Here is a 26,534-nt window from a genome sequence, read left to right on the forward strand (position 1 = left end):
GCCGAATTCGGGTCGCGGAGACAAAAAAACTTGCTGATTGTTTTCAGGAGATTTGAACCATGAGTACTGCATTTTCCCTCGCTCCACTGTTCCGTTCCTCGGTTGGTTTCGACCGTTTCAACGACCTGTTTGAAACCGCCCTGCGCAACGAGCCAGGCAGCACCTATCCGCCTTACAACGTGGAAAAACACGGTGACGACCAATACCGCATCGTCGTGGCGGCGGCCGGTTTCCAGGAAGAAGACCTGGAGCTGCAAGTCGAGAAAGGCGTGCTGACCATCAGTGGCGGCAAGCGTGATGCCAACGAAGGCGTCACGTTCCTGCACCAGGGCATCGCCCAGCGTGCATTCAAGCTGTCCTTCCGCCTGGCCGATCACATCGAGATCAAGGCCGCCGGCCTGAGCAACGGCCTGCTGAGCATCGATCTGCTGCGTGTGATCCCGGAAGAAGCGAAAGCCAAGCGCATCCCGATCAACGGGACGGAGAAGCCGGCGCTGCAACACTGATTCACTTGCAGAAACAAATCGTCTGAACAGGCGATAAGCCGCTGAATGAAGGCCCCGATACGTCGGGGCCTTTTTTGTGGGCGCAAGAAAACGATCTCAGGGTTTGCCGCTGCTTTGCCGGCTCTTTACAATCCGCGCCAACAAGGCCGGCACTCCCTATTTTCCGCCGGTCCCGGAGCCTTTCTCATGGACGAAATGGAACAGCGCTGGCTGTATGCGCTTTCTGCGCCTTTGGTCGCCCTGAATCCCGATGCCGATTACACCGCACCCACCTATTGTTTCGACCTCAAGCATGTCGATGTCGAAGGTGGGTGGGGCATTACCACTCGCCCGCAGCTGCTGGACATGTTGCGCACGGCTGACAACGGCCACGCCACGCGATTGAACGAAGCCTACCGTCAATGGGAGCGCTGCCTGCCTTCCGAGTGGCAAGCGCTGATCGAAACGCTGGACAGTCGGCAACGGGCGTTTTACGAATTGGCCAGCCGTACGTTCGGAGAGTGTGGCGTCGGTGGCATCCGCGCCTGGGATATCGGGCGCATGGGATTTCTGCTGCGCTCCGCAGTGCTGCACGGCTGGATCGACCTTACCGAAAGCCTCTGGTTACACGGTCGCATGGCGGCGCGTGCGCGGTATTACTACGACAGTTGGGCCAGTTATCTGAACGCTTTTGTCATTGGCAAGGCCTTCTGGCATTGCCTCGGCAACAAGGATGAGGAACTGGCCCACGAGTATGACCGGCAGGGCGACTACATCGGCACGACAGTGGTCATCACGAAGCTGGATCGCGACGCTCGCGACCTATTTGCACAATTGCCTTGGGACATGCCCCTGCATCTGCCGGAACGCCCTGAGTCTCTGGGGGAGTTCGACTGGTCATGAGCTGCTGGATTCGCTTGGGTATCGAGCCCACCAAAGACAATGAAGCCATTCGTGGCGCCTATCGCGCGCGTTTGCCTCAGCACCATCCTGAAACCGATCCGGAAGGTTTCCAGGCCTTGCGCGAAGCTTATGAAATCGCCTTGCGCTTTGCCCGTGAAGACGAGGCCGATGCCGATGCGCCAGCCGACAACGAGTTGAGTGCCAGCGATCAGTTGTTGAGTGACTTCGATGCGTTGCTCAATGATCCTGCGCGTCGATTCACTCCGGCGGCGTGGCAGGCCTTCAATCTTGAGCTTGATCAAGTGCCGCTGGAAGTATTGGATGAGGTCTGCTGGCCTTTGCTGCGCGAGTTGCTCGACGCAGGTCCCATTTCCCACGTCTGCGCACGCTTGCTCGCCCAGCGCATGGGATGGGCAAGCCGGGTACTCGATCTTGATTTCGAAAATGCCCGGCATGTCGATGAGTTCTTGCAGCGTATTGAGGCGTCGGACCCGTTCGATACGTCGCGGATGAGCGAATGGCCGGCCGTCGCGCAACTGGAAACGCTCTGGTATTTGCGCACGCTGAATCATCTCTACCGTAATGCGTCACTGGATGATTACCGCTTTTTCGCCAACCTTCACACCTGTGTGCCGCTACCGGCGGACGACGACCTGTTGCAGCGTCTGGCCATTGAGTTCAGTCAGGCCGGCATCGCCAGCAAAAGTCTTCTCGACGTTATCAACGAACGGCATCGGCTTGCGCCGCAGGATGTCGACTGGCTCTATCTGCTGGCGTGCCAGCGCAGCGCCTTGGGAATGGAAGAGTTGGCGCTTCAGGCCTGGGTACAGCTCTGGAGAGAACATCAGCACCCAAAGGCCGCCGACTGGCTGTTGGCACTGTGTGCCCGTCATCAACCCCAGCGTTTGCCGCTGTTGATTCAGGCGTTTGATCGTCTCGAGAATTTCCGTGACTGGTCCGATGACCTGAGTGATGTCACCCAGGAATATGGCAGCCCATCGCAACGCCCGGAAACACTGGGTCGCTGGTTTCGCGCCCGACAGCTTGAGTTGGATGACATTGCCGGTGCCTTCGTCGAATGGCGTATCAGTGGTGATGAATTGCCGTTGCTGGCATCGCTCATCGTCGCCAGCGATGATCCGCCATTACAGACGCTGTACCAGCACGCCTGGGCGCTGCACCGGGGTGATGTGCCCTTGCTGCAACGAATCATGAAGGCGCCGCAGGCTTCGGACATCCTTGATCAACTGGTGCTGGAGGGTTTCAAGTATCAGGCCGATCAGCAAATCTGTTGGTTGACTCAGGCGCCGATTCCGCTGGCACTGAAAGCATTTCTGGCCAGCAACTCGGCGCAACCTGAACTTGAGTCGGTGTTGAAAACGGGCGAACCGCTGGCGCTTTGTCTGCTGTGGATGCGTCGCTTGCGAGCCTACGACGCCCGTTCGTTGGCCCGACTGGATGAGGCATTCGGCCTCGGCAAGCAAGACACGCTGCTCGACGGACTGAAGTTGCAGGCACAACTCGCCGGACAAGGCATGTTGCTTCCCGCCCTCGATGGTTGTTGCGATGTGTGGGAATGGCATCGTCAGGCCCTGTATCTGCTGGCGACGCTCGACCAGCCGGTGCGCTGGCTGGGCGCGCAGTCGGCGCATTGCGTCGACTCGATGAATGTAGTGCGGGAGCATCCTCTGGCGCGTTTACAACCGTTGCTCTGTCGGTTGAATCGCGAACAGGGCAGTGCCAGCGGTCTGCTCGGGTGGCTGCAAGCGGCAGATCCTGTGCATGCCATGCTTGCCCGTCAGCTGTTGAGCGCTCAGGAGGCGCTCGACAGTGCACGGTTGCTGGGCAACGACCGCTTGTTCGAGTGCATGCGCAGCGATATCAGGGCGTTCGATGACGATTTGCTCGGGCGCATGTTGCTGGGGGGCGTGCTGTATCACGATCCTCTGCTGGATGCCCAGCAGCGAAAATACCTGCTCGACAGGATTACCGAGGTCGTCAATCCACAGGACTGGTTCGATGGCTTCCGCCATGGTTTGATCAAGGGTGAGCCGCCGCATCCACCTTCAGCGCCTCTGGAAGAAGAAGGGATCAGCAGTGATGCTTTTGGGCTGGCTGTGGATGCGCTCAAGGGATTGGTGCGTTACGGCAGTGCCGGTGTGCCACGGCAGAAAATGCTGCTGCGCATGCAGCGAGCCAAGGACAATCCCGAGAATGGCCTCGGTCTGCGTTTTGCCTTCAGCGCGCTGTTGTCGTGGAGTGAACGTTTGTTGCAGGCCAAGAGCGACACCCGACCGACGCCGGCTTCAGCGTTCTGGCGTTTGGGCTCGCGGTTGGGTCGAGGCGCATTCATCTGGCAGGTGATTGGCGCTGTGCTGATCACACCTTTGGCGGCGTTGCTCAGTGGTACGCCCGTGGCCGGTATCGTCGTGATGTTGTTGGGCGCAGCGTTTCTGCTCGGCGCGATTTTGCGTCGCTTGCATGACATGGGGCGAGGGATTCCCACCTTGCTGATCATCGCGGTGTTGTCGCCGGTACTGCCTTTCTTGCCGCTGATATTGTTCGGATTTCCCGGTGACACGTTACCCAATCGGTATGGCATGCCACCGGACAGTGTGGGGGACGACACACTGCCCGGCGGTTTGCAGGCCACGCTGCGACGGCTGATTGGTTAGAGGCGAAGTTGATCCAGTGCTTTGTTGAGTTGTGACCGGTGACTGGCAATTTCCTCCGATTGCTGGCTGCCGAGCACGGTGGTGAACGTGTCCAGCCAGTCGGCAATGCGTTCGCGATCGTCTCCCAGGCTTTGCGTCCACGCGCGCTCCAGCCTTGCCAGCAGCGTCCGGTTGGGCAGGGCGTCGCGGGGGTGGATTTTCAGGGCGGCGAGCCGGTCGTGACTGTTTTGTCGCGATTGTTCGTCGAGCCCGGTCGGGCTTCGGTCGATGCTGTGGCTGTGACGTTCGCCGCTGTCCAGCAGGTTGACGTCGACCTCGAGCAAGCCGTTGATGTCGTAGCTGAAACGCACGTCCAGAGCCTGGATCTGCTCGCTTGCAGTCACCGGTACATCAAAGGCATCAATGAAAATGTTATCGCGCACCCAAGGACGTTCGCCTTGGTAGACCGCGATGCGAATGCTCTCCTGTTTCGGATGCGTGGTGTAAAAGCGCTGCACCCTGGATGTCGGAATAACGGTATTGCGCTCGATGATCGGTGAAAAAGCACCGCTGATGCCTTCTCCGCGGCTGGTCGAAATTCCCAGGGTGTAGGGGCAGACGTCGGTCAGGATCAGTTCCTCAACCGCACCATCGCGCGCCTTGCACGCCGCTTGCGTCGCCGCACCCAGTGCGACGATCGTGTCCGGGTCGAGGTGTCGGTAAGGCAGGCGTCCGAACAGTGTGGCCACCATCTGCTGCACCGCCGGCATCCGTGTGGCACCGCCCACCAGCACCAGGCTGTCGAGGTCTCGGGGCTTGAGCCGGGCGTCGCGCAAGGCCTGTTCGATGGGGGCGCGCAATCGGGTCAGAAACGGTTCCCAGGCCTTTAGCGCTGTCGCTTCGTCCAGCGTCCATTCATACGAGCTGTCGCCATTGCGCCAGTTCAGGGTTTGAGTGCCCTCGGCGAGCTTGCACTTGAGTTGTTCAAGGGCGTCGCAAAGGCTGGCCAGATTCTGGGCTTCAATGTGCGCGGGGTTGAGCTGCCACGTCTTGAGGCAGTCCTGCAGTAAGGCCGCAGTAAAGTCTTCACCACCCAAAAAGTTGTCACCGGTGGACGCATGCACTTCAATCAGTGGCAACGCATATTCCAGCACCGTGACATCGAAAGTCCCGCCGCCCAGATCGAAGATCAGCGTGCGTTCGAATTTCTGTTCGTGCAGACCGTACGCCATCGCGGCGGCGGTCGGTTCGTTGATCAGCCGAGAAACTTTCAGGCCCGCCAGTTCGGCAGCGAACAGCGTGCGTTTGCGTTGCTCGTCACTGAAATACGCCGGCACGGAAATCACCGCTTCAGAAACCGGGTGGCCGAGAAAAGCCTCGGCATCCTGTTTGAGTGAGCCGATCACCAGCGCCGAGAGTTCTTCCGGGCTGAATGAGCGTCCTCCCAGTTCCAGACGCTTTTCACTGCCCATGAAGCGCTTGAACGCGGCGGCAGTGCGTTCCGGATGTGTGGTCAGTCGGGCGCGGGCGGCTTTGCCGACGAGAATGGTGTCATCCTCATCGAGGCTGACGACCGAAGGTGTGAGCACGTCGCCGAGTGCGTTGGGGATCAACCGGGCCTGACCGTTCTGCCAGACGGCGATCAAACTGTTGGTGGTGCCAAGGTCAATGCCCAGCAGGGCCGGGCGGGAGAGGGTTGCATCCTGCATGATCGATCTCGAAACAGCGCGAAAAAACGCGACCCTACAGGTTGTCGCCAACCCTGGCAATTACCGGTCTGGCATCAACACCGGCGCAATGCAACTGCAGGTGTCTGCTCACTCCAGCAAGGTTTTCAACACTTCCAGCGCCACCGGCCGACTGTGCAGATAGCCCTGATACAAATGGCAGCCCAGCCCTTGAAGGAACTCCAACTGCTCGGGTGTTTCCACGCCTTCGGCGATCACTTCCAGTTCCAGGCTGCGGGCCATGGCGACGATGGCGCGGATGATTTCGGCGTCGTTGGGATCGCTGGTGGCGTCGCGGATAAACGACTGATCGATCTTCAGCGTGTCCACCGGCAATCGCTTCAGATAGGTCAACGATGAATAGCCGGTGCCGAAATCGTCCATGGCAAAGCTCACACCGAGTTTTTTCAGGCGACGCATTTTGCTGATGGTGTCTTCCAGGTTCTGGATGACGATGCCTTCGGTGATCTCCAGTTTCAGCAGCGAGCAGGGCAGCCCATGGCTGCTCATGCTGCGCTCGATGCGCTCGACGAAGTCGTTCTGGCGGAACTGCCGGGGGCTGATGTTCACGCACAGGCTGAAGGCCAGAGGATCGATCAGCTTTTCGGCGATCAATTGCTTGAAGGCTTCGCAGGCCTCATCGAGGATCCAGGTGCCAACCTCCAGAATCAGCCCGCTGTCCTCCAGCACCTTGATGAATTCGGTGGGCGATTGCGCGCCAAGCTCCGGGTGATTCCAGCGCACCAATGCTTCGGCGCCGATGATGCGGTTGTCCCGGGCGTCCACTTGTGGCTGGAAATGCATGCTGAATTCGCCCCGGGACAGCGCCAGACGCAGGTCGGTCTCCATGCGCAGCCGTTCGCTGGCCGCTTTCTGCATGGTGTTGTGATACATCTGCGTGGTGTTGCGCCCCGAATCCTTGGCCCGGTACAGCGCAATGTCGGCGCGTTTGAGCAGATCGGTCGGGGTCGAGCCGTGATCGGGAATCAGCGCCACGCCGATGCTCGGCGTCACTTGCAGGCGCTGGCCGTCGAGGAACATCGGCTCCGACAGCAACTCGCGAATGGTGTCGGCCAGCTCGCGTACCTGAGCGCTGACTTCGTTGCGCGTGCCTTCCAGACCGCTGAGCAACACTACGAATTCATCGCCACCGAGCCGCGCCACGGTGTCTTCCATGCGCACGCTGGCCTCAAGCCGCGCGGTGATGATTTTCAGCACCGTGTCGCCGACCGGATGGCCGAGCGAGTCGTTGATGTGCTTGAAGTGATCCAGATCGAGAAACAGCAAAGCGCCGCGCAGGTTGTGGCGCTTGAGCAGGGCGATCTGCTGGCTCAGGCGATCCATCAGTAGGGCGCGGTTGGGCAGGTTGGTCAGCGGATCGTGATAGGCCAGATGGCGGATCTGTGCTTCGGCGTTCTTCAGCAGGCTGACGTCCCGGGCGGTGAGCAGCAGGCACGCGGTTTCGTTGAGGGTGATCGGCTCTACCGAGACTTCCACCGTCAGGATCTCGCCGCGCTTGTTGCGCCCGAGCATTTCCTGATGGTGCACGCGGCCCTTGATCTGTAGCTCGGCGAGCAGTGCCGAACGCTGCTTTTCCTCGGCCCAGATACCCACCTGATACACGGTTTTGCCCACCACTTCGTCAGCGCGATAGCCGGTGAGGCGGCAGAAACCGTCATTGACCTCCAGATAGCGTCCGGTGTCGCGTTCAGTGATGGTGATGGCGTCGGGGCTGGAGTGAAACGCCTTTGCGAACTTCTCTTCACTGGCCTTCAGCGCCGCTTCCGAGCGCTGTTGCTGGGTGATGTCGCGCAGCGTGGTGACAATGCACGGCTGGTTGCCGACGCTGATCTGGCGGCTGGAAATCACGCAGGTCAACGATTGGCCGTCCTTGTGCTGCACGATGATCGCGACATTGCTCAGGCCCTGTTCGCGGATCACCCGTTCGATGCGTTGCAGGCTTTTCGCCGAGGCGTCCCATAGACCGATTTCTTCGGCGGTGTGGCCGATCACGTCAGTGGCGCTCCAGCCGAAGGTCTGGGTGAAACTGGAGTTGATTTCGATGAATTCCCCGGTTTCCTGGCGCGTGACGCAGATCGGGTCGGGGCTGACCTGAAACAGGGTGGCGAATTTCTCTTCGGAAGCCACCAGGCGTTGTTCGCGTTCGACCTGATCGGTGATGTCGAGCAAGGTGCCCGCCATGCGCAGCGGCGCGCCGTTTTCGTCGCGATAGAGGCGGGCGCGGCTTTCCAGGTAGCGCGAGCTGCCGTCCGGCAACTGCACGCGATACGTCAGCTGATAGTTGCCCGCCGGGCCCTCGCGCAGGCTGCGGTAGGCGTCGCGCATGCTGTCGCGCTCTTCGCCGGGCACGCCTTCAAAGAATTCATCGAACGATTCGTGAAACGGAATCGGTTCCAGTCCGTGCAATTGCGCGGCCCGCGCCGAGCCGTAAAGCATACCGCTGGGGATGTGCCAGTCCCAGGTGCCGAGTTGCGCCGAGTCCAGCGCCAGATCGAGGCGTTCCTGGCTGTCCTTGAGCGCATGTTCGGCGGCTTTGCGTTCGGTGGTGTCGAGAAACGTGCTCAAAAGGTAAGGCTGGCCCTCAAGCTCGACTTTCTGTGCGCTGAGAATACCGTCGTGGACCTGGCCGTTGCTGGCACGAAACTGCACCTCCATGCTGATCAGTTCACCCTTGGCCTTGGTCTTCTTGACCAGCTCCGCCCGCTGCTCGGGGTGCACCCACAGGCCCAGTTCAAGGGTGGTGCGACCGATGGCGCTCTGCACCGGCCAGCCGAAGAGGCTTTCGAAATACTGATTGGCCTCGCTGATCAGGCCGTCTTCCTGGCGGGTCAGCAGCACCATGTTCGGGCACAGGTGAAACAGTGTCGCAAAACGTTTCTCCGAGCTGCTGAGGGCCTGTTCCCGTTGCCGCTGATGGGTGATTTCACGGATCACCCCGATCATTCGGGGGCGGCCATGCTTGTCCGGCAGCAGGCTGCCATTGATCTCCAGCCAGTGCAGGCTGCCATCGGGCCAGCGGATGCGATGGTGCATCGCCTGTTCCAGTGGCGCGCCGGCAATCACCGCGTGGAAGGCGCGAATGGTTTTTGCCCGGTCCTCTGGCGGCAGCAGGTCGAGGTATTCAAGATCTTCGGGCAGTGGTTGCCGTGGATCGAAGCCGAACAAGGCCTGAGTGCCCCGCGACCAACTGATCTGCCCGCGCTCGATGTCCCAATACCAGGCGCCGAGGCGGGCGCCGTTGAGCGCCGCGAGCAATTGCGGCGCGCTCTCCCAGCTCTGTTCGGAACGCCGTGGGTCAATGGCCTGAATACGCGGCATCGGCGGAATACGGTCAACAGATTTCGGCATTGTTAAGGGGCCTTGAGCTGATTTGGGCATTAGGCACAGGGAACGGCAGCTCTATAGGAGTAGCACAAGTCAGCCGAGAGTCCCTGGCAGATCGATTTGCGCGTCCAGCAGGGCCATAAACGCCCGAGCAGCATTCGACAGCGTCCGTTCGGTGTGCAGGATATAGCCTAGCTGGCGACTGAGTTGTATGCCCGGTAAAGGTATGCGCGCCACCTGATCGTCGAGCATGGTGCGTGGCAAAACGCTCCAGGCCAGGCCGATCGACACCATCATCTTGATGGTTTCCAGATAGTTGGTGCTCATGGCGATGTTCGGCGTCAGGCCCTGAGCCTCGAACAGCTTTTGAACGATGTGGTGGGTAAAGGTGTTGCCGCCGGGAAAAACTGCCGGATGGCCGGCAATGTCGGCCAATGTGACAGCGCCGTTGCTGATCAATGTGTGTTCCGGGGCGACCACAAAATCCAGCGGGTCATCCCAGACCGGTGTGGCCTTGACCAGCGTGTGCGGCTCCGGCGCCAGGGTGATGACCGCCAGTTCTGCGCGGCCATGGAGAATCTCCTCGTAGGCCACTTCCGAATCGAGGAACTGAATATCCAGCGCAACCTGTGGGTAGCGGCGGGTGTACTCCCTTAATAAGGGGGGCAAACGGTGCAGGCCGATGTGGTGACTGGTGGCCAGGGTCAGGCGCCCTGTGACTTCACCGGTCAGGTTGGTCAGGGCGCGGCGCGTGTCGTCCAGCACGTTGAGAATCTGATAGGCCCGTGGCAGCAACGCCCGGCCGGCTTCGGTCAGGCCCACTTCACGGCCCAGTCGGTCGAACAGCCGCACATTCAATTGCTGCTCCAGTCCGGCGATGCGTTTGCTGATCGCCGGTTGCGTCAGGTGCAGGCGTTCACCGGCACCGGAGAAGCTCCCGGACTCGGCAATCGCGATAAAAGCATTGAGGTTGGCCAGATCCATGGTTGTATTCCGGTTGGTTATCCAAAGCATAAAAAATATGAATTTGAGTTATTCAATTTAACCCCATAGGATCGGCCTCACAAGCCAAAGGGTTATTGATAAGCCCAGGGCATAGAAACAAGCTGATGAGGAAACGTCTGATGGCCGGCAAAACGCTCTACGACAAGCTCTGGGATTCGCATTTGGTCAAGCAGCGCGACGATGGTTCGGCGCTGATCTATATCGATCGTCACATCATCCACGAAGTGACCTCGCCGCAAGCCTTCGAAGGCCTGCGTCTGGCCGGGCGCAAGCCTTGGCGCATCGATGCCAACATCGCGACCCCGGACCACAACGTACCGACCACCCCGGAGCGCAAGGGCGGCATCAGCGCCATTGCCGACCAGGTTTCGCGTTTGCAGGTCCAGACCCTCGACGACAACTGCGATGAATACGGCATCGTCGAATTCAAGATGAACGACGTGCGCCAGGGCATCGTCCACGTCATCAGTCCGGAGCAGGGCGCGACCTTGCCGGGCATGACCGTGGTCTGCGGTGACTCGCACACCTCGACCCATGGCGCCTTCGGCGCATTGGCCCACGGTATCGGCACTTCCGAGGTCGAGCACGTGCTCGCCACCCAGTGCCTGGTCGCCAAGAAAATGAAGAACATGCTGGTGCGCGTCGAAGGCCGGTTGCCGTTCGGCGTAACCGCCAAGGACATCGTTCTGGCCGTGATCGGCAAGATCGGCACCGCCGGCGGTAACGGCCACGCCATCGAATTTGCCGGCAGCGCGATTCGCGACCTGTCCATCGAAGGCCGCATGACCATTTGCAACATGTCCATCGAAGCCGGCGCCCGTGTGGGCCTGGTGGCGGCGGACCAGAAGACTGTGGATTACGTCAAGGGTCGTCCGTTCGCACCGAAAGGCGCCGAGTGGGATCTGGCGGTCGAATCCTGGAAAGACCTGGTATCCGACGCCGACGCGCATTTCGACACCGTGGTCGAACTCGACGCCGCGCAGATCAAGCCGCAAGTCAGCTGGGGCACTTCGCCGGAAATGGTCCTGGCCGTTGATCAGAACGTGCCGGACCCGGCCAAGGAAATGGATCTGGTCAAACGCGACTCGATCGTCCGCGCCTTGAAATACATGGGGCTGACCGCCAATCAGGCGATCACCGACATCCAGCTCGACCGCGTATTCATCGGTTCCTGCACCAACTCGCGGATCGAAGACTTGCGCGCTGCCGCTGTGATCGCCAAGGGCCGCAAGGTTGCCTCGACCATCAAACAGGCCATCGTGGTGCCAGGCTCGGGTCTGGTGAAGGCTCAGGCCGAGGCGGAAGGTCTGGACAAGATCTTCCTTGAAGCCGGTTTCGAATGGCGTGAGCCGGGTTGCTCGATGTGTCTGGCGATGAACCCGGATCGTTTGGAGTCCGGTGAGCATTGCGCCTCGACCTCCAACCGTAACTTCGAAGGCCGTCAGGGCGCCGGTGGCCGTACGCACCTCGTCAGCCCGGCCATGGCCGCTGCGGCGGCGGTGAACGGTCGTTTCATCGACGTTCGTGAATTGATCTAAAGGAGCGCAGCATGAAAGCTTTTACCCAGCACACTGGTCTTGTCGCGCCTCTGGATCGTGCCAACGTCGATACCGATCAGATCATTCCGAAGCAATTCTTGAAGTCGATCAAGCGCACCGGTTTTGGTCCGAACCTGTTTGACGAGTGGCGTTACCTCGATGTGGGGCAGCCGTATCAGGACAACTCCAAGCGCCCGCTGAACAAGGAGTTCGTACTCAACGCCGAGCGTTATCAAGGCGCCAGCGTGTTGCTGGCCCGCGAAAACTTCGGTTGCGGTTCCAGCCGTGAGCACGCGCCATGGGCGCTGGAAGAATACGGTTTCCGCAGCATCATCGCGCCGAGCTATGCCGACATCTTCTTCAACAACAGCTTCAAGAACGGCTTGTTGCCGATCATCCTGAGCGACGCCGAAGTCGACGAGCTGTTCAAGCAGGTCGAGGCCGAGCCGGGCTATCAGTTGCAGATCGATCTGCGCGAACAGACCGTGACCAGCCCGAGCGGCAAGGTCTATCGCTTCGAGATCGACGCATTCCGCAAGCACTGCCTGCTCAACGGTCTGGACGACATCGGCCTGACCTTGCAGGACGGCGATGCGATTGCGGCGTTCGAAGCCAAACATCGCGCGAGCCAGCCGTGGTTGTTCCGCGACGCGTGATCGATCTGAAAAAGATGTAGGCAGTACCGCCCTCATCGCGAGCAGGCTCGCTCCCACAGGGGGAATGCATTTCAAATGTGGGGGCGAGCCTGCTCGCGAAGGCGGCAGCCCAAACAACACAGCTATCAGGATGTGACCATGACCAGCACCGCCCACAGTCAGGTTGTACAAAAGCAATTCGGTGAACAGGCCGCCGCCTACCTGAGCAGCGCCGTTCACGCTAAAGGCACTGAATTTGCGCTGCTGCAGGCCGAGCTGGCGGGGAAGGGCGAGGCTCGAGTGCTGGACTTGGGTTGCGGCGCCGGGCACGTGAGTTTTCACGTCGCTCCTTTGGTGAAGGAAGTGGTGGCCTACGACCTGTCGCAGCAGATGCTCGATGTGGTGGCCGCCGCTGCCGTGGATCGCGGTTTGAGCAATGTGTCCACGGTCAACGGTGCCGCCGAACGTTTGCCGTTCGCCGATGGCGAATTTGACTTCGTGTTCAGCCGCTATTCGGCGCACCATTGGAGTGACCTCGGCGTGGCCTTGCGCGAAGTGCGCCGGGTGCTGAAACCGGGTGGCGTGGCGGCGTTCATCGATGTGCTGTCGCCGGGCAGTCCGCTGTTCGACACCTATTTGCAGAGCGTCGAAGTGCTGCGCGACACCAGTCATGTGCGCGATTATTCGGCCGGTGAGTGGCTGCGCCAGGTCAGCGAGGCCGGTCTGCACACCCGCAGCACCACGCGTCAGCGCCTGCGTCTGGAGTACAACAGCTGGGTCGAGCGCATGCGCACGCCTGAAGTGATGCGCGCCGCGATCCGCCAGTTGCAGCAATCAATGGGCAACGAAGTACGCGATTATTTTGAAATTGAGGCCGATGGTTCGTTCAGTACAGATGTACTGGTGCTCTGGGCTGAAAAGTAATCTTGGAACGATAAGTATTTTTCCGGGCGCGCCAGTCGATGGCGCACCGACTGAAGACACGAGGAAAGCATGAGCAAGCAGATTCTGATTCTCCCAGGCGACGGTATTGGTCCGGAAATCATGGCCGAAGCGGTCAAGGTGCTGGAGCTGGCCAACGACAAGTACAGCCTGGGCTTCGAACTGAGCCATGACGTGATCGGTGGCGCCGCCATCGACAAGCACGGCGTGCCGCTGGCCGACGAAACCCTGGACCGCGCCCGCGCAGCCGATGCCGTGCTGCTGGGCGCCGTGGGCGGCCCGAAATGGGACACCATCGAGCGTGACATCCGCCCTGAGCGCGGTCTGTTGAAAATCCGTGCGCAACTGGGCCTGTTCGGCAACCTGCGTCCGGCAATCCTGTACCCGCAACTGGCTGAGGCTTCGAGCCTGAAGCCGGAAATCGTCGCCGGTCTGGACATCCTGATCGTCCGTGAGCTGACCGGTGGTATCTACTTCGGCGCACCGCGCGGCACCCGCACCCTGGAAAACGGCGAGCGTCAGTCCTACGACACGCTGCCGTATAGCGAAAGCGAAATCCGCCGCATCGCCCGCGTCGGTTTCGACATGGCCCGCGTGCGTGGCAAGAAGCTGTGCTCGGTGGACAAGGCCAACGTGCTGGCGTCCAGCCAATTGTGGCGGGAAGTGGTCGAGCAGGTCGCCAAGGATTATCCGGACGTCGAACTGAGCCACATGTACGTCGACAACGCCGCCATGCAACTGGTGCGTGCACCGAAGCAGTTCGACGTGATCGTCACCGACAACATGTTCGGCGACATCCTGTCCGACGAAGCGTCGATGCTCACCGGCTCCATCGGCATGCTGCCCTCGGCCTCGCTGGACGCCAATAACAAGGGTATGTACGAGCCTTGCCACGGTTCGGCGCCGGACATCGCGGGCAAAGGCATCGCCAACCCGCTGGCGACCATTCTGTCGGTGTCGATGATGCTGCGTTACAGCTTCAATCTGCACGAAGCGGCGGATGCCATCGAGAAAGCGGTCAGCGTGGTGCTGGATCAAGGTCTGCGCACCGGCGATATCTTTTCGACCGGTTGCACTAAAGTCGGTACGCAGGAAATGGGTGACGCAGTAGTCGCCGCGCTGCGGAATCTGTAATCTCTCGGGCCCGCTGCGAAATTCAATACAAAGCAGCGGCCCACTTTTCAAGAAGGTGTAGTTGCGATGAAACGTGTAGGTCTGATCGGTTGGCGCGGCATGGTCGGTTCCGTGCTCATGCAGCGGATGCTGGAAGAGCAGGACTTCGATCTTATCGAGCCGGTGTTTTTCACCACTTCCAATGTCGGTGGCCAAGGCCCGTCCGTGGGCAAGGACATTGCTCCGCTCAAGGACGCTTACAGCATTGAAGAGCTGAAGACCCTCGACGTGATCCTGACCTGCCAGGGCGGCGACTACACCAGCGAAGTGTTCCCGAAGCTGCGCGAAGCCGGCTGGCAGGGTTACTGGATCGACGCGGCCTCGAGCCTGCGGATGAACGACGACGCCGTCATCATTCTCGACCCGGTCAACCGCAAGGTCATCGACCAGCAGCTCGATGCGGGCACCAAGAACTACATCGGCGGCAACTGCACCGTCAGCCTGATGCTGATGGGCCTGGGCGGTCTGTTCGAGGCCGGTCTGGTCGAGTGGATGAGCGCCATGACCTATCAGGCGGCCTCCGGCGCCGGCGCGCAGAACATGCGTGAACTGATCAAGCAGATGGGCGCGACCCACGCCGCTGTCGCCGATCAACTGGCCGATCCTGCCAGCGCGATCCTCGACATCGACCGTCGTGTGGCTGAAGCCATGCGCAGCGATGCGTACCCGACCGAAAACTTCGGTGTGCCGCTGGCCGGCAGCCTGATCCCGTGGATCGACAAGGAACTGCCGAACGGCCAGAGCCGCGAAGAGTGGAAGGCCCAGGCCGAGACCAACAAGATCCTCGGCCGCTTCAAGAGCCCGATCCCGGTCGACGGCATCTGCGTGCGCATCGGCGCCATGCGTTGCCACAGCCAGGCGCTGACCATCAAGCTGAACAAGGATGTGCCGATCGCCGATATCGAAGGGCTGATCAGCCAGCACAACCCATGGGTCAAACTGGTGCCTAACCAGCGTGAAATCAGCATGCAGGAGCTGAGCCCGACGAAAGTCACCGGCACCCTGAACGTACCGGTCGGTCGTCTGCGCAAGCTGAACATGGGTTCGCAGTTCGTTGGCGCGTTCACCGTCGGCGACCAGTTGCTGTGGGGCGCTGCCGAGCCGCTGCGTCGCATGCTGCGGATCCTGCTGGAGCGTTGATCGCTTGACGCAATGAAAGAACCCGCGCCTTGCAAGAGGCGCGGGTTTTTTTTGCCTGCGTGGCAGCCACCCGGTAAAGTGCCGCTCCCCCCCGTTCCACCAGAGGTCGCACCATGAGCCAGCCCATTGATATTGCCGTAATCGGCGCCACCGGTATTGTCGGCGAAACCCTTGTGCAGATTCTCGAGGAGCGCGACTTCCCGGTCGGCAATCTGCACCTGTTGGCCAGCAGTGAATCCGCTGGCAGCTCGGTGCTGTTTCGCAACAAGAACGTGCGAGTGCGCGAAGTCGACGAGTTTGATTTCAGCAAGGTCAAACTGGCGTTCTTTGCCGCCGGCCCGGCCATCACCCTGAGTTACGCGGCTCGCGCCCATGCGGCGGGTTGCTCGCTGGTCGATCTGTCCGGCGCCTTGCCGGCGGATCAGGCGCCGCAAGTGGTGCCGGAGGCCAATGCCGCTGTGCTGGCGAGTTTGAAAGTGCCGTTCCAGGTCAGCAGCCCGAGCCCGTCTGCCACCACATTGGCCGTGGTGCTGGCGCCGCTGCTCGATCTGATCGAGCTGCAATATGTGCATGTCACCGCCAATCTGGCGGTTTCCACCCAAGGCCGCGAAGCCGTGACCGAGCTCGCGCGCCAGACCGCCGAGCTGCTGAACATGCGTCCGCTGGAGCCGACATTCTTCGACCGGCAGATGGCTTTCAACCTGCTGGCTCAGGTCGGCACGCCCGACGCGCAAGGCCACACGATGCTGGAAAAGCGTCTGGTGCGCGAGCTGCGTCAGGTGCTGGTCAAACCTTCATTGAAGATTTCGGCAACTTGCGTTCAAGCCCCGGTGTTTTTTGGCGATAGCTTTAGCGTGACCTTGCAGTCAGCGAACGCTGTCGACCTGGAAAAGGTCAATGCCGCGCTTGAAGATGCCGAGGGGATCGAGCTGGTCGAGGCCGGCGATTATCCGACTGCCGTCGGTGACGCAGTGGGGCAGGATGTGGTCTATGTCGGGCGGGTGCGCACCGGTGTCGACGAGCCGTCGGAACTTAATCTGTGGCTGACGTCAGATAACGTACGCAAAGGTGCGGCGCTCAACGCGGTGCAAGTGGCCGAGTTGTTGATAAAAGACCTGCTGTAAAAGATACTTGGCAACAATTTGTCGACTGATTCTAGCCGGGCGCTATGCTTGGCCAGACCGCTTGATGACGTAATACCCTCCGGGACTTTCCGGGGCATCAAAGAAATGATCGCGCGCGGCATGCTGTCGTCGTCGCGCGCAATGCCTTACGGCAGCGACAATCAACATCTTCTCGCTGGCCGAGGAACGTTCAAACAAAGGAAGAGGCTATGGTTCAAGTTCGCAAACTGGTGTTAGCAATAGCGGCCGCCTCGGCGCTGTCCTCCGGTATGGCGCATGCCCTCGGGCTCGGGGAGCTGACCCTGAAGTCGACCCTGAACCAGCCGCTGGTGGCGGAAATCGAGCTGCTCGATGTCAAGGATCTCACCGCTGCCGAAGTGGTGCCGAGCCTGGCCTCGCCGGAAGATTTCGCCAAGGCCGGCGTCGATCGCCAGGCCTTCCTCAATGATCTGACCTTCACCCCGGTGCTCAACGCCAGCGGCAAAAGCGTGCTGCGCGTAACCTCGAGCAAGCCGCTGTCGGAACCGATGGTGAAATTCCTGGTGCAGGTGATGTGGCCGAACGGCCGTCTGCTGCGTGATTACAGCGTGCTGTTGGATCCGTCGAAGTTCTCGCCGCAGACCGCTGATGCCGCCGCTCAATCCGCGCCAGCGCAAACCATCACCGCGCCGACCACGGGTGCAACGCATTCGACCCACACCACCACGCCCCGTGACACCCTGTGGGAAATCGCGGCGAAGGCGCGCACTGGCGGATCGATCCAGCAGACCATGCTGGCGATTCAGGCGCTGAACCCTGACGCATTCATCGACGGCAACATCAACCGCCTGAAAACCGGTCAGGTGCTGCGTCTGCCGGATCAAGTGCAAAGCACCGCGCTGCCACAGTCCAAAGCGATTGCCGAAGTGGCCGCGCAGAACGAAGCCTGGCGTCAGGGCCGTCGTTACGTGGCCAAGCCTGGCACCGGTCAGCAGCAGCTCGATGCGACCAATCGTGGCCGCGCCAATACTGGTGCTGCGCAAAACGCCAAGGACAACCTGAGCCTGGTGTCCGCCGAAAGCGCAAAGGCGCGCGGCAAGGGCCCGGCCGGCGATGCCAAGGCTCTGAGCAACAAACTGGCCGTGACTCAGGAAAGCCTCGACACGACCCGTCGTGACAATGCGGAACTGAAAAGCCGAATGGCTGATCTGCAAAGCCAGTTGGACAAACTGCAACGCCTGATTGAGCTGAAGAACAATCAACTGGCGAAAATGCAGGCTGAAGGTCCGGGCGCAACCCCGGCGCCGGCAGCTGATGCGGCTGCGCCAGCCGTTGCGCCGGTTCCGGCCATTACTGCAGAACTGGCTGCGACTCCGCCGGCGACTCCGGCCCAGGCGGCACCTGCGCCTGAAGCCGCCGCACCGGCACCGGTTGAGCCAGTGGTCGAGCCGAAGCCTGCTGCCGACGAAGACAAAACCTTCAACGAACTGCTGACCAACCCGATCCTGCTGGGTCTGGTCGGTGGTGGTGCGGTGGTGTTCCTGCTTCTGCTGTTGCTGCTGGCCCGTCGCCGCAAGGCGCAACAGGAAGCCGAGAAACACCTGCGCATGGCCCGCGCCCTGGAGGAGCAGTCGTTCTCGCCTGAACTCGATCTGCCTGAAGACAGCTTCGAGGGCCTGGAAGTGCCGGCGGCAAGCGTCAAACTCACACCCGCAGCGGCTCCAGCCCCGGCACCTGCTCCTGTGGTGGCTCCGGTGGTGATGGCCGAGCCAATCGCCGCGCCGCTGGTGGCGCCGGCTGCCGAGCGTTCCGACGACGTCCTGGACAAGGCGCAGTCGCACATCGACGGCGGTCGTCTGAATCAAGCCGCCGCGTTGCTGGAGGAGGGCGTGAGCCTGGAGCCGCAGCGCAGTGATCTGCGTCTGAAGCTGATGGAAGTCTACGGTCGCCAGGGTGATCGCGATGCGTTCGTCGCTCAGGAACGCCAACTGGTTGCCAATGGCGACAACTTCGCCAAGGTCGAAGAGCTGAAAAGCCGCTTCCCGGCCATGGCGGTCGTCGCGGCCAGCGGTCTGGCGGCAGCAGCCATTGCCGCCGAGCTGGACGCGGAATATGTCAAGGAGCTGCTGCTGGACGAGCCTGAGGCGCCAGCTGCTTCTGCTGCGGCAGATGACAATCTGGACAGCGCTTTCGACCTGAGCCTCGACGATCTCGACAACATCACGCCAGTAGAACCTGTGGCGGCTGTCGAGCCGGAAGCGCCGGTCGAACTCGACGAATTTCCATCGGACGACGATCTGAGCTTCGAATCGGTGCTGCAGCAGCAAACCGACATCAAGGAAAACCTCGACGACCTCTCCGACTTCGACCTGGATCTGGACCTCGGTGCAGACCCTGCGCCTGCACCGGTCGAGCTGGCAGACGATGATTTCCTGCTGGATCTGGACGAAGGCGTGAAGGATCTGCCGCTGGTCGAAACTCCAACCGTGGCCGACGTGCCGCAAGACGATCTGGAGCTGCCAGCCGACTTCGACCTGTCCCTGGCAGACGAAATGGACGCTGCGCCAGCCGAGCCGGATGCGTTCGCCGCCGAGCTGGACGACGTCAATGCCGAGCTGGATCGCCTGTCGAGCAGCATCAACGAGCCAAGCTTCACCGAAGCTGATGCTGCGTTGGGTGATGATCTGGGTGAGGATGACTTCGACTTCCTGTCCGGCACCGACGAAGCCGCTACCAAGCTCGATCTGGCGCAGGCCTACATCGACATGGGCGACAACGATGGCGCGCGCGACATCCTCAATGAAGTCATCAGCGAGGGCAACGACAAGCAGAAGAGCGAAGCGAGCGAAATGCTTTCGCATCTGGTCTGAGTCGGCGTTCAGCGGTAAACAGAACGGCAGCCCATGAGGCTGCCGTTTTTGTTTGGGTCTGGTTTCCCCGTCCCGCCGCCTTATAATGCCCGCCTTTGTAGATCAGCAGGCTGTACCGACTTGGCAAACATAGATAATCCGGCCGCCGAAATGGCCCCCGAAGGCTTTTTCCGCGTCGCCCTGGGCGTTGAATACAAGGGCTCGCGCTACAGCGGCTGGCAGCGTCAGTCCACCGGTGTGCTCACCGTGCAGGAAACCCTGGAAAAAGCCTTGTCGAAGGTCGCCAATTCGCCGATATCGCTGCAATGCGCCGGACGCACCGATGCCGGCGTTCATGCCTGCGGGCAGGTCGTGCATTTCGACACTCAGGTCGACCGTTCGCTGAAAGCCTGGGTCATGGGCGCCAATATCAATCTGCCCCACGACATCAGCGTCAGTTGGGCGAAGGTCATGCCGGCGCATTTCCATGCGCGATTCAAGGCGATTGCCCGACGCTATCGCTACGTGATCTACAACGATCAGATCCGCCCGGCGCATCTCAACGAAGAAATCACCTGGAATCACCGCCCGCTGGATGTCGAGCGCATGGCCGAGGCCGCGAAGTACCTGATCGGCACCCATGATTTCAGCGCTTTCCGTGCCGGCCAGTGCCAGGCCAAGTCGCCGATCAAGCAGATGCATCACTTGCGCGTGACCCGTCACGGCAAAATGATCGTGCTGGACATCCGCGCCAATGCCTTCCTGCACCACATGGTGCGCAACATCGCCGGGGTGTTGATGACGATCGGCGCCGGGGAGCGGCCGCCGGAGTGGATGAAAGAAGTGCTGGAGAGCCGCGAGCGGCGTTCCGGCGGGGTTACGGCGCATCCGTTCGGGCTGTATCTGGTACAGGTCGAGTACCACGACGAGTTCCCGTTGCCCGAGCGCTTCATCGGGCCACATTTCCTTACGGGTTTCTCGGAACTTGACGGCTGACGCCCTCGAGTGCATTTGTTACCATCCGGGACTTTCCCGGATTTGCCTTGAGGTTCTTATCGACATGTCGGCCGTTCGCAGCAAGATTTGCGGGATTACCCGCATGGAAGATGCGTTGGCAGCCGTCGAGGCAGGGGCCGATGCCATCGGTTTTGTGTTCTACGCTAAAAGTCCCCGGGCGGTGACCGTGCAGCAGGCGCGGGCGATCATCGCCGCATTGCCGCCGTTCGTGACCACGGTCGGGCTGTTCGTCAATGCCAGCCGCTGCGAGCTCGGGGAAATCCTCGATGCCGTGCCGCTGGATCTGCTGCAGTTCCACGGCGACGAGACCGCCGCCGAGTGTGAAGGCTGGCACCGGCCGTACATCAAGGCCTTGCGGGTCAAGGCGGGCGATGACATTGCCGCTGCCTGCGATGCCTACCCGAGCGCCAGTGGCGTGTTGCTCGACACTTATGTCGAAGGCGTGCCAGGCGGAACCGGCGAGGCGTTTGACTGGTCATTGATTCCGCAAGGCTTGAGCAAACCGTTGATTCTGGCCGGCGGCCTGACGCCGGAGAACGTCGCTGAGGCCATCGCCCGAGTGCGGCCATATGCCGTGGACGTCAGCGGCGGAGTAGAGGCGAGCAAGGGCATCAAGGATCACGCAAAGATTCGGGCGTTCATCAACGCCGTACGTTGATGTGACGGCTGGCAGACTGCCGCCGTCCACAGCTCTGTAGAAAAGAGGCTGAGGGTCTTTTCGGGTTGTACGCAGGTCAGTTCCGCTGACCCGGCAATCCATCGATCATCGCCACACATGAATTTAGCTGAAGGGCATACGCGGGGCCGCGAACCAGAGCGTTCGGGCCGCCGGTACTGGAGAAAGAAAGCATGAGCAACTGGTTGGTAGACAAGCTGATCCCTTCGATCATGCGTTCGGAGGTCAAGAAGAGCTCGGTGCCTGAAGGCCTGTGGCACAAATGCCCGTCCTGCGAGGCCGTGCTGTATCGTCCGGAGCTGGAAAAGACCCTGGACGTTTGCCCTAAATGCAACCACCACATGCGCATCGGCGCACGTGCGCGTATCGATATCTTCCTTGACGCCGAAGGCCGTGCCGAACTGGGCGCCGATCTGGAGCCGGTTGACCGTCTGAAATTCCGCGACGGCAAGAAGTACAAGGACCGTCTGGTCGCTGCCCAGAAGCAGACCGGTGAGAAAGACGCACTGGTTTCCATGAGCGGCACCCTGCTGGGCATGCCTGTCGTGGTTTCGGCGTTCGAATTCAGCTTCATGGGCGGTTCCATGGGCGCCATCGTCGGTGAGCGCTTCGTGCGCGCCGCCAACTACGCCCTGGAAAACCGTTGCCCGATGGTCTGCTTCTCCGCTTCCGGTGGCGCGCGCATGCAGGAAGCCCTGATCTCGCTGATGCAGATGGCCAAGACCTCGGCCGTGCTGGCGCGCCTGCGTGAAGAAGGCATTCCGTTCATCTCCGTTCTGACCGACCCGGTCTACGGCGGCGTTTCCGCCAGTCTGGCGATGCTGGGCGACGTGATCGTCGGCGAGCCTAAGGCTCTGATCGGCTTCGCCGGTCCGCGGGTGATTGAACAGACAGTGCGTGAAAAACTGCCGGAAGGCTTCCAGCGCAGCGAATTCCTGCTGGAGCACGGCGCAATCGACCTGATCATCGACCGTCGCGAGCTGCGTCCGCGTCTGGGTAACCTGCTGGCACAACTGACCGGCAAGCCGACGCCAACCTACGTTGCTGCGCCGATCGAGCCGATCGTCGTTCCGCCGGTGCCTGCCAACGTATGACCGAGCGCACCCTTGGCGAGTGGCTCGCCTACCTTGAGCAGTTGCATCCCTCGGCCATCGACATGGGGCTGGAGCGTTCGCAACAGGTAGCGTCCCGCATGGGGCTGGGCCAGCCGGCGCCTCGGGTGATTACGGTCACCGGCACCAACGGCAAGGGTTCGACCTGCGCTTTCGTGGCTTCGCTGCTGCGGGCGCAGGGCCTGAGCGTTGGTGTCTACAATTCTCCGCACCTGCTGCGTTATAACGAGCGGGTGCAGCTCAATGGCGTCGAAGCCACTGATGCGCAGCTGTGCGAAGCCTTCGCGGCGGTCGAGGCCGGGCGTGGCGAGACGTCTCTGACCTACTTCGAAATGGGCACGCTGGCGGCGTTCTGGCTGTTTCAGCAGGCCGGACTCGATGCGGTGGTGCTGGAAGTCGGGCTGGGCGGGCGTCTGGACACGGTCAACGTGGTCGATGCCGACATCGCACTGGTCACCAGTATTGGTGTCGATCATGCCGATTACCTGGGCAATACCCGCGAATCCGTGGCCTTCGAGAAGGCCGGGATTTTCCGCCAGGGCAAACCTGCGCTGTGCGGTGATCTGAATCCTCCGCAACCCCTGCTGGACAAGGCGCGCGAGCTTGCTTGCCCGTTCTTTCTGCGCGGGCGCGATTTCGATCTGGGTATCACGGATCAGTTCTGGCAGTGGCGTGGTACCGATGCTGAGGGTCAGGTCGTAGAGCTGCGTGATTTGCCTTTGCTCGACCTGCCGATGGAAAACGCTGCGTTGGCGTTGCAGGCTTATCTGCTGCTCGGTTTGCCATGGGATGCAGGGCAGATTGTTGCGGCCTTGCAGGCGACTCGCGTCGTCGGTCGCCTGGATCGTCGTTCGTTCGAATGGAACGGCAAGCGTCTGAATCTGCTGCTGGATGTTGGTCATAACCCGCATGCAGCGGAGTATCTGGCGCGGCGACTGGCCGCTCACCCGCCGGTCGGCAAACGCCTGGCTGTGTTCGGCCTGTTGGCGGACAAGGATCTGGACGGCGTCATCGGTGAATTGAATGCCAGCGTCCAGCATTGGGCGGTGGCGCCACTGGATTCGCCGCGTGCGCGTCCGGTGGCTGAATTGAATGTTGCATTGCAGAACCTTGGCGCGTCGGTCACGTCTTATGACAGCGTGGCGGCCGCTCTGGAAGGGCAGTGCGCAGTGGCCACCAGCGACGACGAGATCTTGCTGTTCGGATCATTTTATTGTGTCGCCGAGGCCCTTGAATGGCTGTCTCGGTGCTCCACGGAGGAAGCGGCAAATGGCTTTGCTGGATAAAGCGTACAAGCAGCGCATGGTCGGTGCCCTGGTGTTGGTAGCGCTGGCGGTGATTTTCCTGCCGATGCTGTTTTCCCGTCAGGATGAACAGCGTCAGGTGATCGTCGAAGCGCCGGCTGCACCGCAGGCGCCCGCTGTGGCGCAGATCCAGATGGAGACAGTGGCCGTGCCTGAGCCTCAGGTTCTGCCGCAAGAGCCTGTGCCGAGCGATGACGAAGTTGCCCAGCAGACTGCGCCAGCGGCGCCGATTGCGCCAGCGGCGCCGGCTCCAGCGCCGGTAGCCAAGCCAGTCGCAGTTGCACCTGCACCTGCACCTGCACCTGCGCCGGCTCCCGTGGTCAAACCTGCCGCAGCGCCGACGCAGCCAATCGCTGCACTGTCTGCCAAACCGGATACCACTCAAAGTCGCGTCGACGCCAACGGCCTTTCGGTGAGCTGGTCGGTGCAACTGGCCAGTCTGTCGAGCCGCGCCAGCGCCGAAAGCCTGCAGAAAACGTTGCGCAGTCAGGGCTACAACGCCTACATCCGTTCGGCCGATGGCAAGAATCGGGTGTTCGTCGGTCCGCTGATCGAGCGCGCCGAAGCCGATCGTTTGCGTGATCTGTTGAGCCGCCAGCAAAACCTCAAGGGGTTTGTGGTGCGCTTCCAGCCCGAGCGTGGCTGAAATCTATCGCCCCGATTGAAATGCACTGACAATCGCAGCTTACCGACAGCCATGCGCTCTGCTAAAATGCGCCGCCTTATCCGTCTGTAGGCTGCACTGTGCCATTTACCTGGGTTGACTGGGCGATCGTTGTAATCATCGCCATCTCCGCATTGATCAGTTTGAGCCGCGGCTTCGTCAAAGAAGCGTTGTCGCTCGTGACCTGGATCATCGCAGGAGCTGTTGCCTGGATGTTCGGTGGCTCACTGTCCGAGTACCTCGCCGGATACATTCAAACTCCATCGGCTCGTGTGATCACGGGCTGTGCCATCATGTTTGTCGCCACACTGATCGTGGGCGCAATGATCAATTATCTTATCGGCGAGTTGGTTCGCGTCACCGGGTTGTCCGGGACCGATCGATTCCTCGGCATGGCCTTCGGCGCTGCGCGTGGCGTGTTGCTGGTGGTCGTGGCGGTCGGGCTGTTGAGCCTGGGGCCGGTACAGCAGGACGGGTGGTGGAAAGAATCACAGCTCGTGCCAAAGTTTCTATTGGTCGCAGACTGGTCCAAAAACCTGATTCTCGGGTGGAGCAGTCAGTGGCTTGCCAGCGGAATCAGCGTACCCGCTGATATTCCGTTCAAGGAGCAACTCTTGCCGTCGGCCAAAACGCCTCAGTGAGTGTTGTTCAGTTCAGATCCATTAAGTAGGGGTTGCGTCGCATGTGTGGCATCGTCGGTATCGTCGGTAAGTCGAACGTCAATCAGGCGCTGTATGACGCGCTAACCGTGCTCCAGCACCGCGGCCAGGACGCTGCCGGTATCGTGACCAGCCATGATGGCCGGTTGTTCTTGCGCAAGGACAATGGCCTGGTGCGTGACGTGTTTCAACAGCGTCACATGCAGCGCCTGGTCGGCCACATGGGTATCGGCCACGTCCGTTACCCGACTGCTGGCAGCTCGACATCGGCCGAGGCGCAGCCGTTCTACGTCAACTCGCCTTACGGCATTACCCTGGCGCACAACGGCAACCTGACCAACGTTGAACAGTTGGCCAAAGAGATCTACGAATCCGATCTGCGTCACGTCAACACCAGCTCCGACTCGGAAGTGTTGCTCAACGTGTTCGCCCATGAGCTGGCCCAGCGCGGCAAGCTGCAACCGACCGAAGAGGACGTGTTTGCCGCCGTGACCGACGTGCACAACCGTTGCGTCGGTGGTTACGCCGTCGTGGCGATGGTGACCGGTTACGGCATCGTCGGTTTCCGTGACCCGCACGGCATCCGCCCGATCGTGTTCGGCCAGCGTCACACCGACGAAGGCGTCGAATACATGATCGCGTCCGAAAGCGTTTCGCTGGACGTGCTCGGCTTCACCCTGATCCGCGACCTGGCGCCAGGCGAAGCGGTTTACATCACTGAAGACGGCAAGCTGCACACCCGTCAGTGCGCGACCAATCCGTCCCTGACCCCGTGCATCTTCGAACACGTCTACCTGGCGCGTCCGGATTCGATCATCGACGGCGTGTCGGTCTACAAGGCCCGTCTGCGCATGGGTGAGAAACTGGCCGAGAAGATCCTGCGCGAGCGTCCTGAGCACGACATCGACGTGGTCATCCCGATCCCGGACACCAGCCGCACTGCCGCGCTGGAACTGGCGAACCACCTGGGCGTGAAATTCCGCGAAGGCTTCGTCAAGAACCGTTACATCGGCCGTACCTTCATCATGCCCGGCCAGGCCGCGCGCAAGAAATCGGTACGCCAGAAGCTCAACGCCATCGAGCTGGAATTCCGCGGCAAGAACGTGATGCTGGTGGACGACTCGATCGTTCGCGGCACCACCTGCAAGCAGATCATCCAGATGGCCCGCGAAGCCGGCGCGAAAAACGTCTACTTCTGCTCGGCGGCTCCGGCTGTGCGCTTCCCGAACGTGTACGGCATCGACATGCCGAGCGCTCACGAACTGATCGCCCACAACCGTTCGACCCAGGATGTCGCCGATCTGATCGGTGCAGACTGGCTGATCTATCAGGACCTGCCTGACTTGATCGAAGCGGTCGGTGGCGGCAAGATCAAGATCGAAAACTTCGACTGCGCGGTGTTCGATGGCAAATACGTCACCGGCGACGTCGACGAGGCTTACCTGAACAAGATCGAACAGGCACGCAACGATGCCTCGAAGGTCAAGACCCAGGCGGTCAGTGCGATCATCGATCTGTACAACAACTGAGTTTCAACCGGCCCTTAGGGGCCGGTTTTGTATCTGGCAAAAGACTTTTATTTATCGAGAACAGGGCAAGGAGT

The 26,534-nt window shown here is 61.0% G+C and carries 20 protein-coding genes; 17 read left to right on the forward strand and 3 right to left on the reverse strand.

What is annotated here, in order from left to right; genetic code table 11:
• Window positions 1-59 precede the first annotated feature (59 nt).
• From C6Y56_RS09590 to C6Y56_RS09600, 3 genes are all read left to right on the forward strand, one after another.
• The gene (locus C6Y56_RS09590) at window positions 60-506 is read left to right on the forward strand and encodes an Hsp20 family protein (protein WP_169429644.1); all 447 of its coding nucleotides are present in this window, start codon (window positions 60-62) and stop codon (window positions 504-506) included.
• A gap of 186 nt (window positions 507-692) precedes the next feature.
• Window positions 693-1,388 (forward strand): DUF1266 domain-containing protein, encoded by a 696-nt coding sequence (locus C6Y56_RS09595; RefSeq protein ID WP_169429645.1) that lies wholly within the window; start codon window positions 693-695, stop codon window positions 1,386-1,388.
• A complete protein-coding gene (locus C6Y56_RS09600) occupies window positions 1,385-4,063 on the forward strand; it encodes a DUF805 domain-containing protein (protein WP_169429646.1) in 2,679 nt (892 codons plus the stop codon). The genes C6Y56_RS09595 and C6Y56_RS09600 overlap by 4 nt, the downstream gene beginning before the upstream one ends.
• Here C6Y56_RS09600 and C6Y56_RS09605 read toward each other — a convergent pair.
• From C6Y56_RS09605 to C6Y56_RS09615, 3 genes are all read right to left on the reverse strand, one after another.
• Window positions 4,060-5,751 carry a molecular chaperone HscC gene (locus C6Y56_RS09605; RefSeq protein ID WP_169429647.1) on the reverse strand — a complete coding sequence of 564 codons (1,692 nt, stop codon included), beginning with the start codon at window positions 5,749-5,751 and terminating at the stop codon, window positions 4,060-4,062. The two genes, C6Y56_RS09600 and C6Y56_RS09605, sit on opposite strands and share 4 nt — an antisense overlap.
• A gap of 108 nt (window positions 5,752-5,859) precedes the next feature.
• Window positions 5,860-9,138, reverse strand: a complete 3,279-nt coding sequence (locus C6Y56_RS09610) for a PAS domain S-box protein (RefSeq protein ID WP_169429648.1) — start codon at window positions 9,136-9,138, stop codon at window positions 5,860-5,862.
• Window positions 9,139-9,207: 69 nt separating this feature from the next.
• Window positions 9,208-10,098 (reverse strand): LysR family transcriptional regulator, encoded by an 891-nt coding sequence (locus C6Y56_RS09615; RefSeq protein WP_169429649.1) that lies wholly within the window; start codon window positions 10,096-10,098, stop codon window positions 9,208-9,210.
• Window positions 10,099-10,238: 140 nt separating this feature from the next.
• On the opposite strand from C6Y56_RS09615, the gene leuC reads away from it, so the two are divergent.
• From leuC to purF, 14 genes are all read left to right on the forward strand, one after another.
• Window positions 10,239-11,657 (forward strand): 3-isopropylmalate dehydratase large subunit, encoded by a 1,419-nt coding sequence (gene leuC, locus C6Y56_RS09620; RefSeq protein WP_169429650.1) that lies wholly within the window; start codon window positions 10,239-10,241, stop codon window positions 11,655-11,657.
• An 11-nt stretch (window positions 11,658-11,668) separates the two neighbouring features.
• Window positions 11,669-12,313, forward strand: a complete 645-nt coding sequence (gene leuD, locus C6Y56_RS09625; RefSeq protein WP_169429651.1) for a 3-isopropylmalate dehydratase small subunit — start codon at window positions 11,669-11,671, stop codon at window positions 12,311-12,313.
• A gap of 138 nt (window positions 12,314-12,451) precedes the next feature.
• On the forward strand, window positions 12,452-13,216 hold the full coding sequence (locus tag C6Y56_RS09630) for a class I SAM-dependent methyltransferase (RefSeq protein WP_169429652.1): 765 nt from the start codon (window positions 12,452-12,454) through the stop codon (window positions 13,214-13,216).
• Window positions 13,217-13,285: 69 nt separating this feature from the next.
• The gene (gene leuB, locus C6Y56_RS09635) at window positions 13,286-14,368 is read left to right on the forward strand and encodes a 3-isopropylmalate dehydrogenase (protein ID WP_039770158.1); all 1,083 of its coding nucleotides are present in this window, start codon (window positions 13,286-13,288) and stop codon (window positions 14,366-14,368) included.
• A gap of 66 nt (window positions 14,369-14,434) precedes the next feature.
• Window positions 14,435-15,547, forward strand: a complete 1,113-nt coding sequence (gene asd / locus C6Y56_RS09640) for an aspartate-semialdehyde dehydrogenase (protein ID WP_007956451.1) — start codon at window positions 14,435-14,437, stop codon at window positions 15,545-15,547.
• A gap of 113 nt (window positions 15,548-15,660) precedes the next feature.
• A complete protein-coding gene (locus C6Y56_RS09645) occupies window positions 15,661-16,671 on the forward strand; it encodes an aspartate-semialdehyde dehydrogenase (protein ID WP_169429653.1) in 1,011 nt (336 codons plus the stop codon).
• A 209-nt stretch (window positions 16,672-16,880) separates the two neighbouring features.
• On the forward strand, window positions 16,881-19,520 hold the full coding sequence (locus tag C6Y56_RS09650; RefSeq protein WP_169429654.1) for a FimV family protein: 2,640 nt from the start codon (window positions 16,881-16,883) through the stop codon (window positions 19,518-19,520).
• Window positions 19,521-19,670: 150 nt separating this feature from the next.
• Entirely contained in the window at window positions 19,671-20,495 is an 825-nt protein-coding gene (gene truA / locus C6Y56_RS09655; protein ID WP_169432613.1) for a tRNA pseudouridine(38-40) synthase TruA, read from the forward strand.
• Between the two features lie 64 nt (window positions 20,496-20,559).
• Window positions 20,560-21,174, forward strand: a complete 615-nt coding sequence (locus C6Y56_RS09660) for a phosphoribosylanthranilate isomerase (RefSeq protein WP_169429655.1) — start codon at window positions 20,560-20,562, stop codon at window positions 21,172-21,174.
• Between the two features lie 191 nt (window positions 21,175-21,365).
• Complete coding sequence (gene accD / locus C6Y56_RS09665) at window positions 21,366-22,286, forward strand: acetyl-CoA carboxylase, carboxyltransferase subunit beta (RefSeq protein WP_169429656.1); 921 nt, start codon at window positions 21,366-21,368, stop codon at window positions 22,284-22,286.
• The gene (gene folC, locus C6Y56_RS09670) at window positions 22,283-23,590 is read left to right on the forward strand and encodes a bifunctional tetrahydrofolate synthase/dihydrofolate synthase (RefSeq protein ID WP_169429657.1); all 1,308 of its coding nucleotides are present in this window, start codon (window positions 22,283-22,285) and stop codon (window positions 23,588-23,590) included. The genes accD and folC overlap by 4 nt, the downstream gene beginning before the upstream one ends.
• Complete coding sequence (locus tag C6Y56_RS09675; protein ID WP_169429658.1) at window positions 23,574-24,254, forward strand: SPOR domain-containing protein; 681 nt, start codon at window positions 23,574-23,576, stop codon at window positions 24,252-24,254. The genes folC and C6Y56_RS09675 overlap by 17 nt, the downstream gene beginning before the upstream one ends.
• Before the next feature lie 98 nt (window positions 24,255-24,352).
• The gene (locus C6Y56_RS09680) at window positions 24,353-24,913 is read left to right on the forward strand and encodes a CvpA family protein (protein ID WP_169429659.1); all 561 of its coding nucleotides are present in this window, start codon (window positions 24,353-24,355) and stop codon (window positions 24,911-24,913) included.
• Window positions 24,914-24,954: 41 nt separating this feature from the next.
• The gene (purF, locus tag C6Y56_RS09685) at window positions 24,955-26,460 is read left to right on the forward strand and encodes an amidophosphoribosyltransferase (protein WP_007956466.1); all 1,506 of its coding nucleotides are present in this window, start codon (window positions 24,955-24,957) and stop codon (window positions 26,458-26,460) included.
• Window positions 26,461-26,534 lie beyond the last annotated feature (74 nt).

The organism is Pseudomonas fluorescens (assembly GCF_012974785.1).
Taxonomy (GTDB): domain Bacteria; phylum Pseudomonadota; class Gammaproteobacteria; order Pseudomonadales; family Pseudomonadaceae; genus Aquipseudomonas; species Aquipseudomonas fluorescens_BT.

Excerpts from the sequence above, each read along its gene's own strand:
- C6Y56_RS09590 (WP_169429644.1), top strand. The coding sequence starts at position 60 with ATGAGTACTGCATTTTCCCTCGCTCCACTGTTCCGTTCCTCGGTTGGT.
- C6Y56_RS09595 (WP_169429645.1), top strand. The coding sequence starts at position 693 with ATGGACGAAATGGAACAGCGCTGGCTGTATGCGCTTTCTGCGCCTTTG.
- C6Y56_RS09600 (WP_169429646.1), top strand. The coding sequence starts at position 1,385 with ATGAGCTGCTGGATTCGCTTGGGTATCGAGCCCACCAAAGACAATGAA.
- C6Y56_RS09605 (WP_169429647.1), bottom strand. The coding sequence starts at position 5,751 with ATGCAGGATGCAACCCTCTCCCGCCCGGCCCTGCTGGGCATTGACCTT.
- C6Y56_RS09610 (WP_169429648.1), bottom strand. The coding sequence starts at position 9,138 with ATGCCGAAATCTGTTGACCGTATTCCGCCGATGCCGCGTATTCAGGCC.
- C6Y56_RS09615 (WP_169429649.1), bottom strand. The coding sequence starts at position 10,098 with ATGGATCTGGCCAACCTCAATGCTTTTATCGCGATTGCCGAGTCCGGG.
- leuC (WP_169429650.1), top strand. The coding sequence starts at position 10,239 with ATGGCCGGCAAAACGCTCTACGACAAGCTCTGGGATTCGCATTTGGTC.
- leuD (WP_169429651.1), top strand. The coding sequence starts at position 11,669 with ATGAAAGCTTTTACCCAGCACACTGGTCTTGTCGCGCCTCTGGATCGT.
- C6Y56_RS09630 (WP_169429652.1), top strand. The coding sequence starts at position 12,452 with ATGACCAGCACCGCCCACAGTCAGGTTGTACAAAAGCAATTCGGTGAA.
- leuB (WP_039770158.1), top strand. The coding sequence starts at position 13,286 with ATGAGCAAGCAGATTCTGATTCTCCCAGGCGACGGTATTGGTCCGGAA.
- asd (WP_007956451.1), top strand. The coding sequence starts at position 14,435 with ATGAAACGTGTAGGTCTGATCGGTTGGCGCGGCATGGTCGGTTCCGTG.
- C6Y56_RS09645 (WP_169429653.1), top strand. The coding sequence starts at position 15,661 with ATGAGCCAGCCCATTGATATTGCCGTAATCGGCGCCACCGGTATTGTC.
- C6Y56_RS09650 (WP_169429654.1), top strand. The coding sequence starts at position 16,881 with ATGGTTCAAGTTCGCAAACTGGTGTTAGCAATAGCGGCCGCCTCGGCG.
- truA (WP_169432613.1), top strand. The coding sequence starts at position 19,671 with ATGGCCCCCGAAGGCTTTTTCCGCGTCGCCCTGGGCGTTGAATACAAG.
- C6Y56_RS09660 (WP_169429655.1), top strand. The coding sequence starts at position 20,560 with ATGTCGGCCGTTCGCAGCAAGATTTGCGGGATTACCCGCATGGAAGAT.
- accD (WP_169429656.1), top strand. The coding sequence starts at position 21,366 with ATGAGCAACTGGTTGGTAGACAAGCTGATCCCTTCGATCATGCGTTCG.
- folC (WP_169429657.1), top strand. The coding sequence starts at position 22,283 with ATGACCGAGCGCACCCTTGGCGAGTGGCTCGCCTACCTTGAGCAGTTG.
- C6Y56_RS09675 (WP_169429658.1), top strand. The coding sequence starts at position 23,574 with ATGGCTTTGCTGGATAAAGCGTACAAGCAGCGCATGGTCGGTGCCCTG.
- purF (WP_007956466.1), top strand. The coding sequence starts at position 24,955 with ATGTGTGGCATCGTCGGTATCGTCGGTAAGTCGAACGTCAATCAGGCG.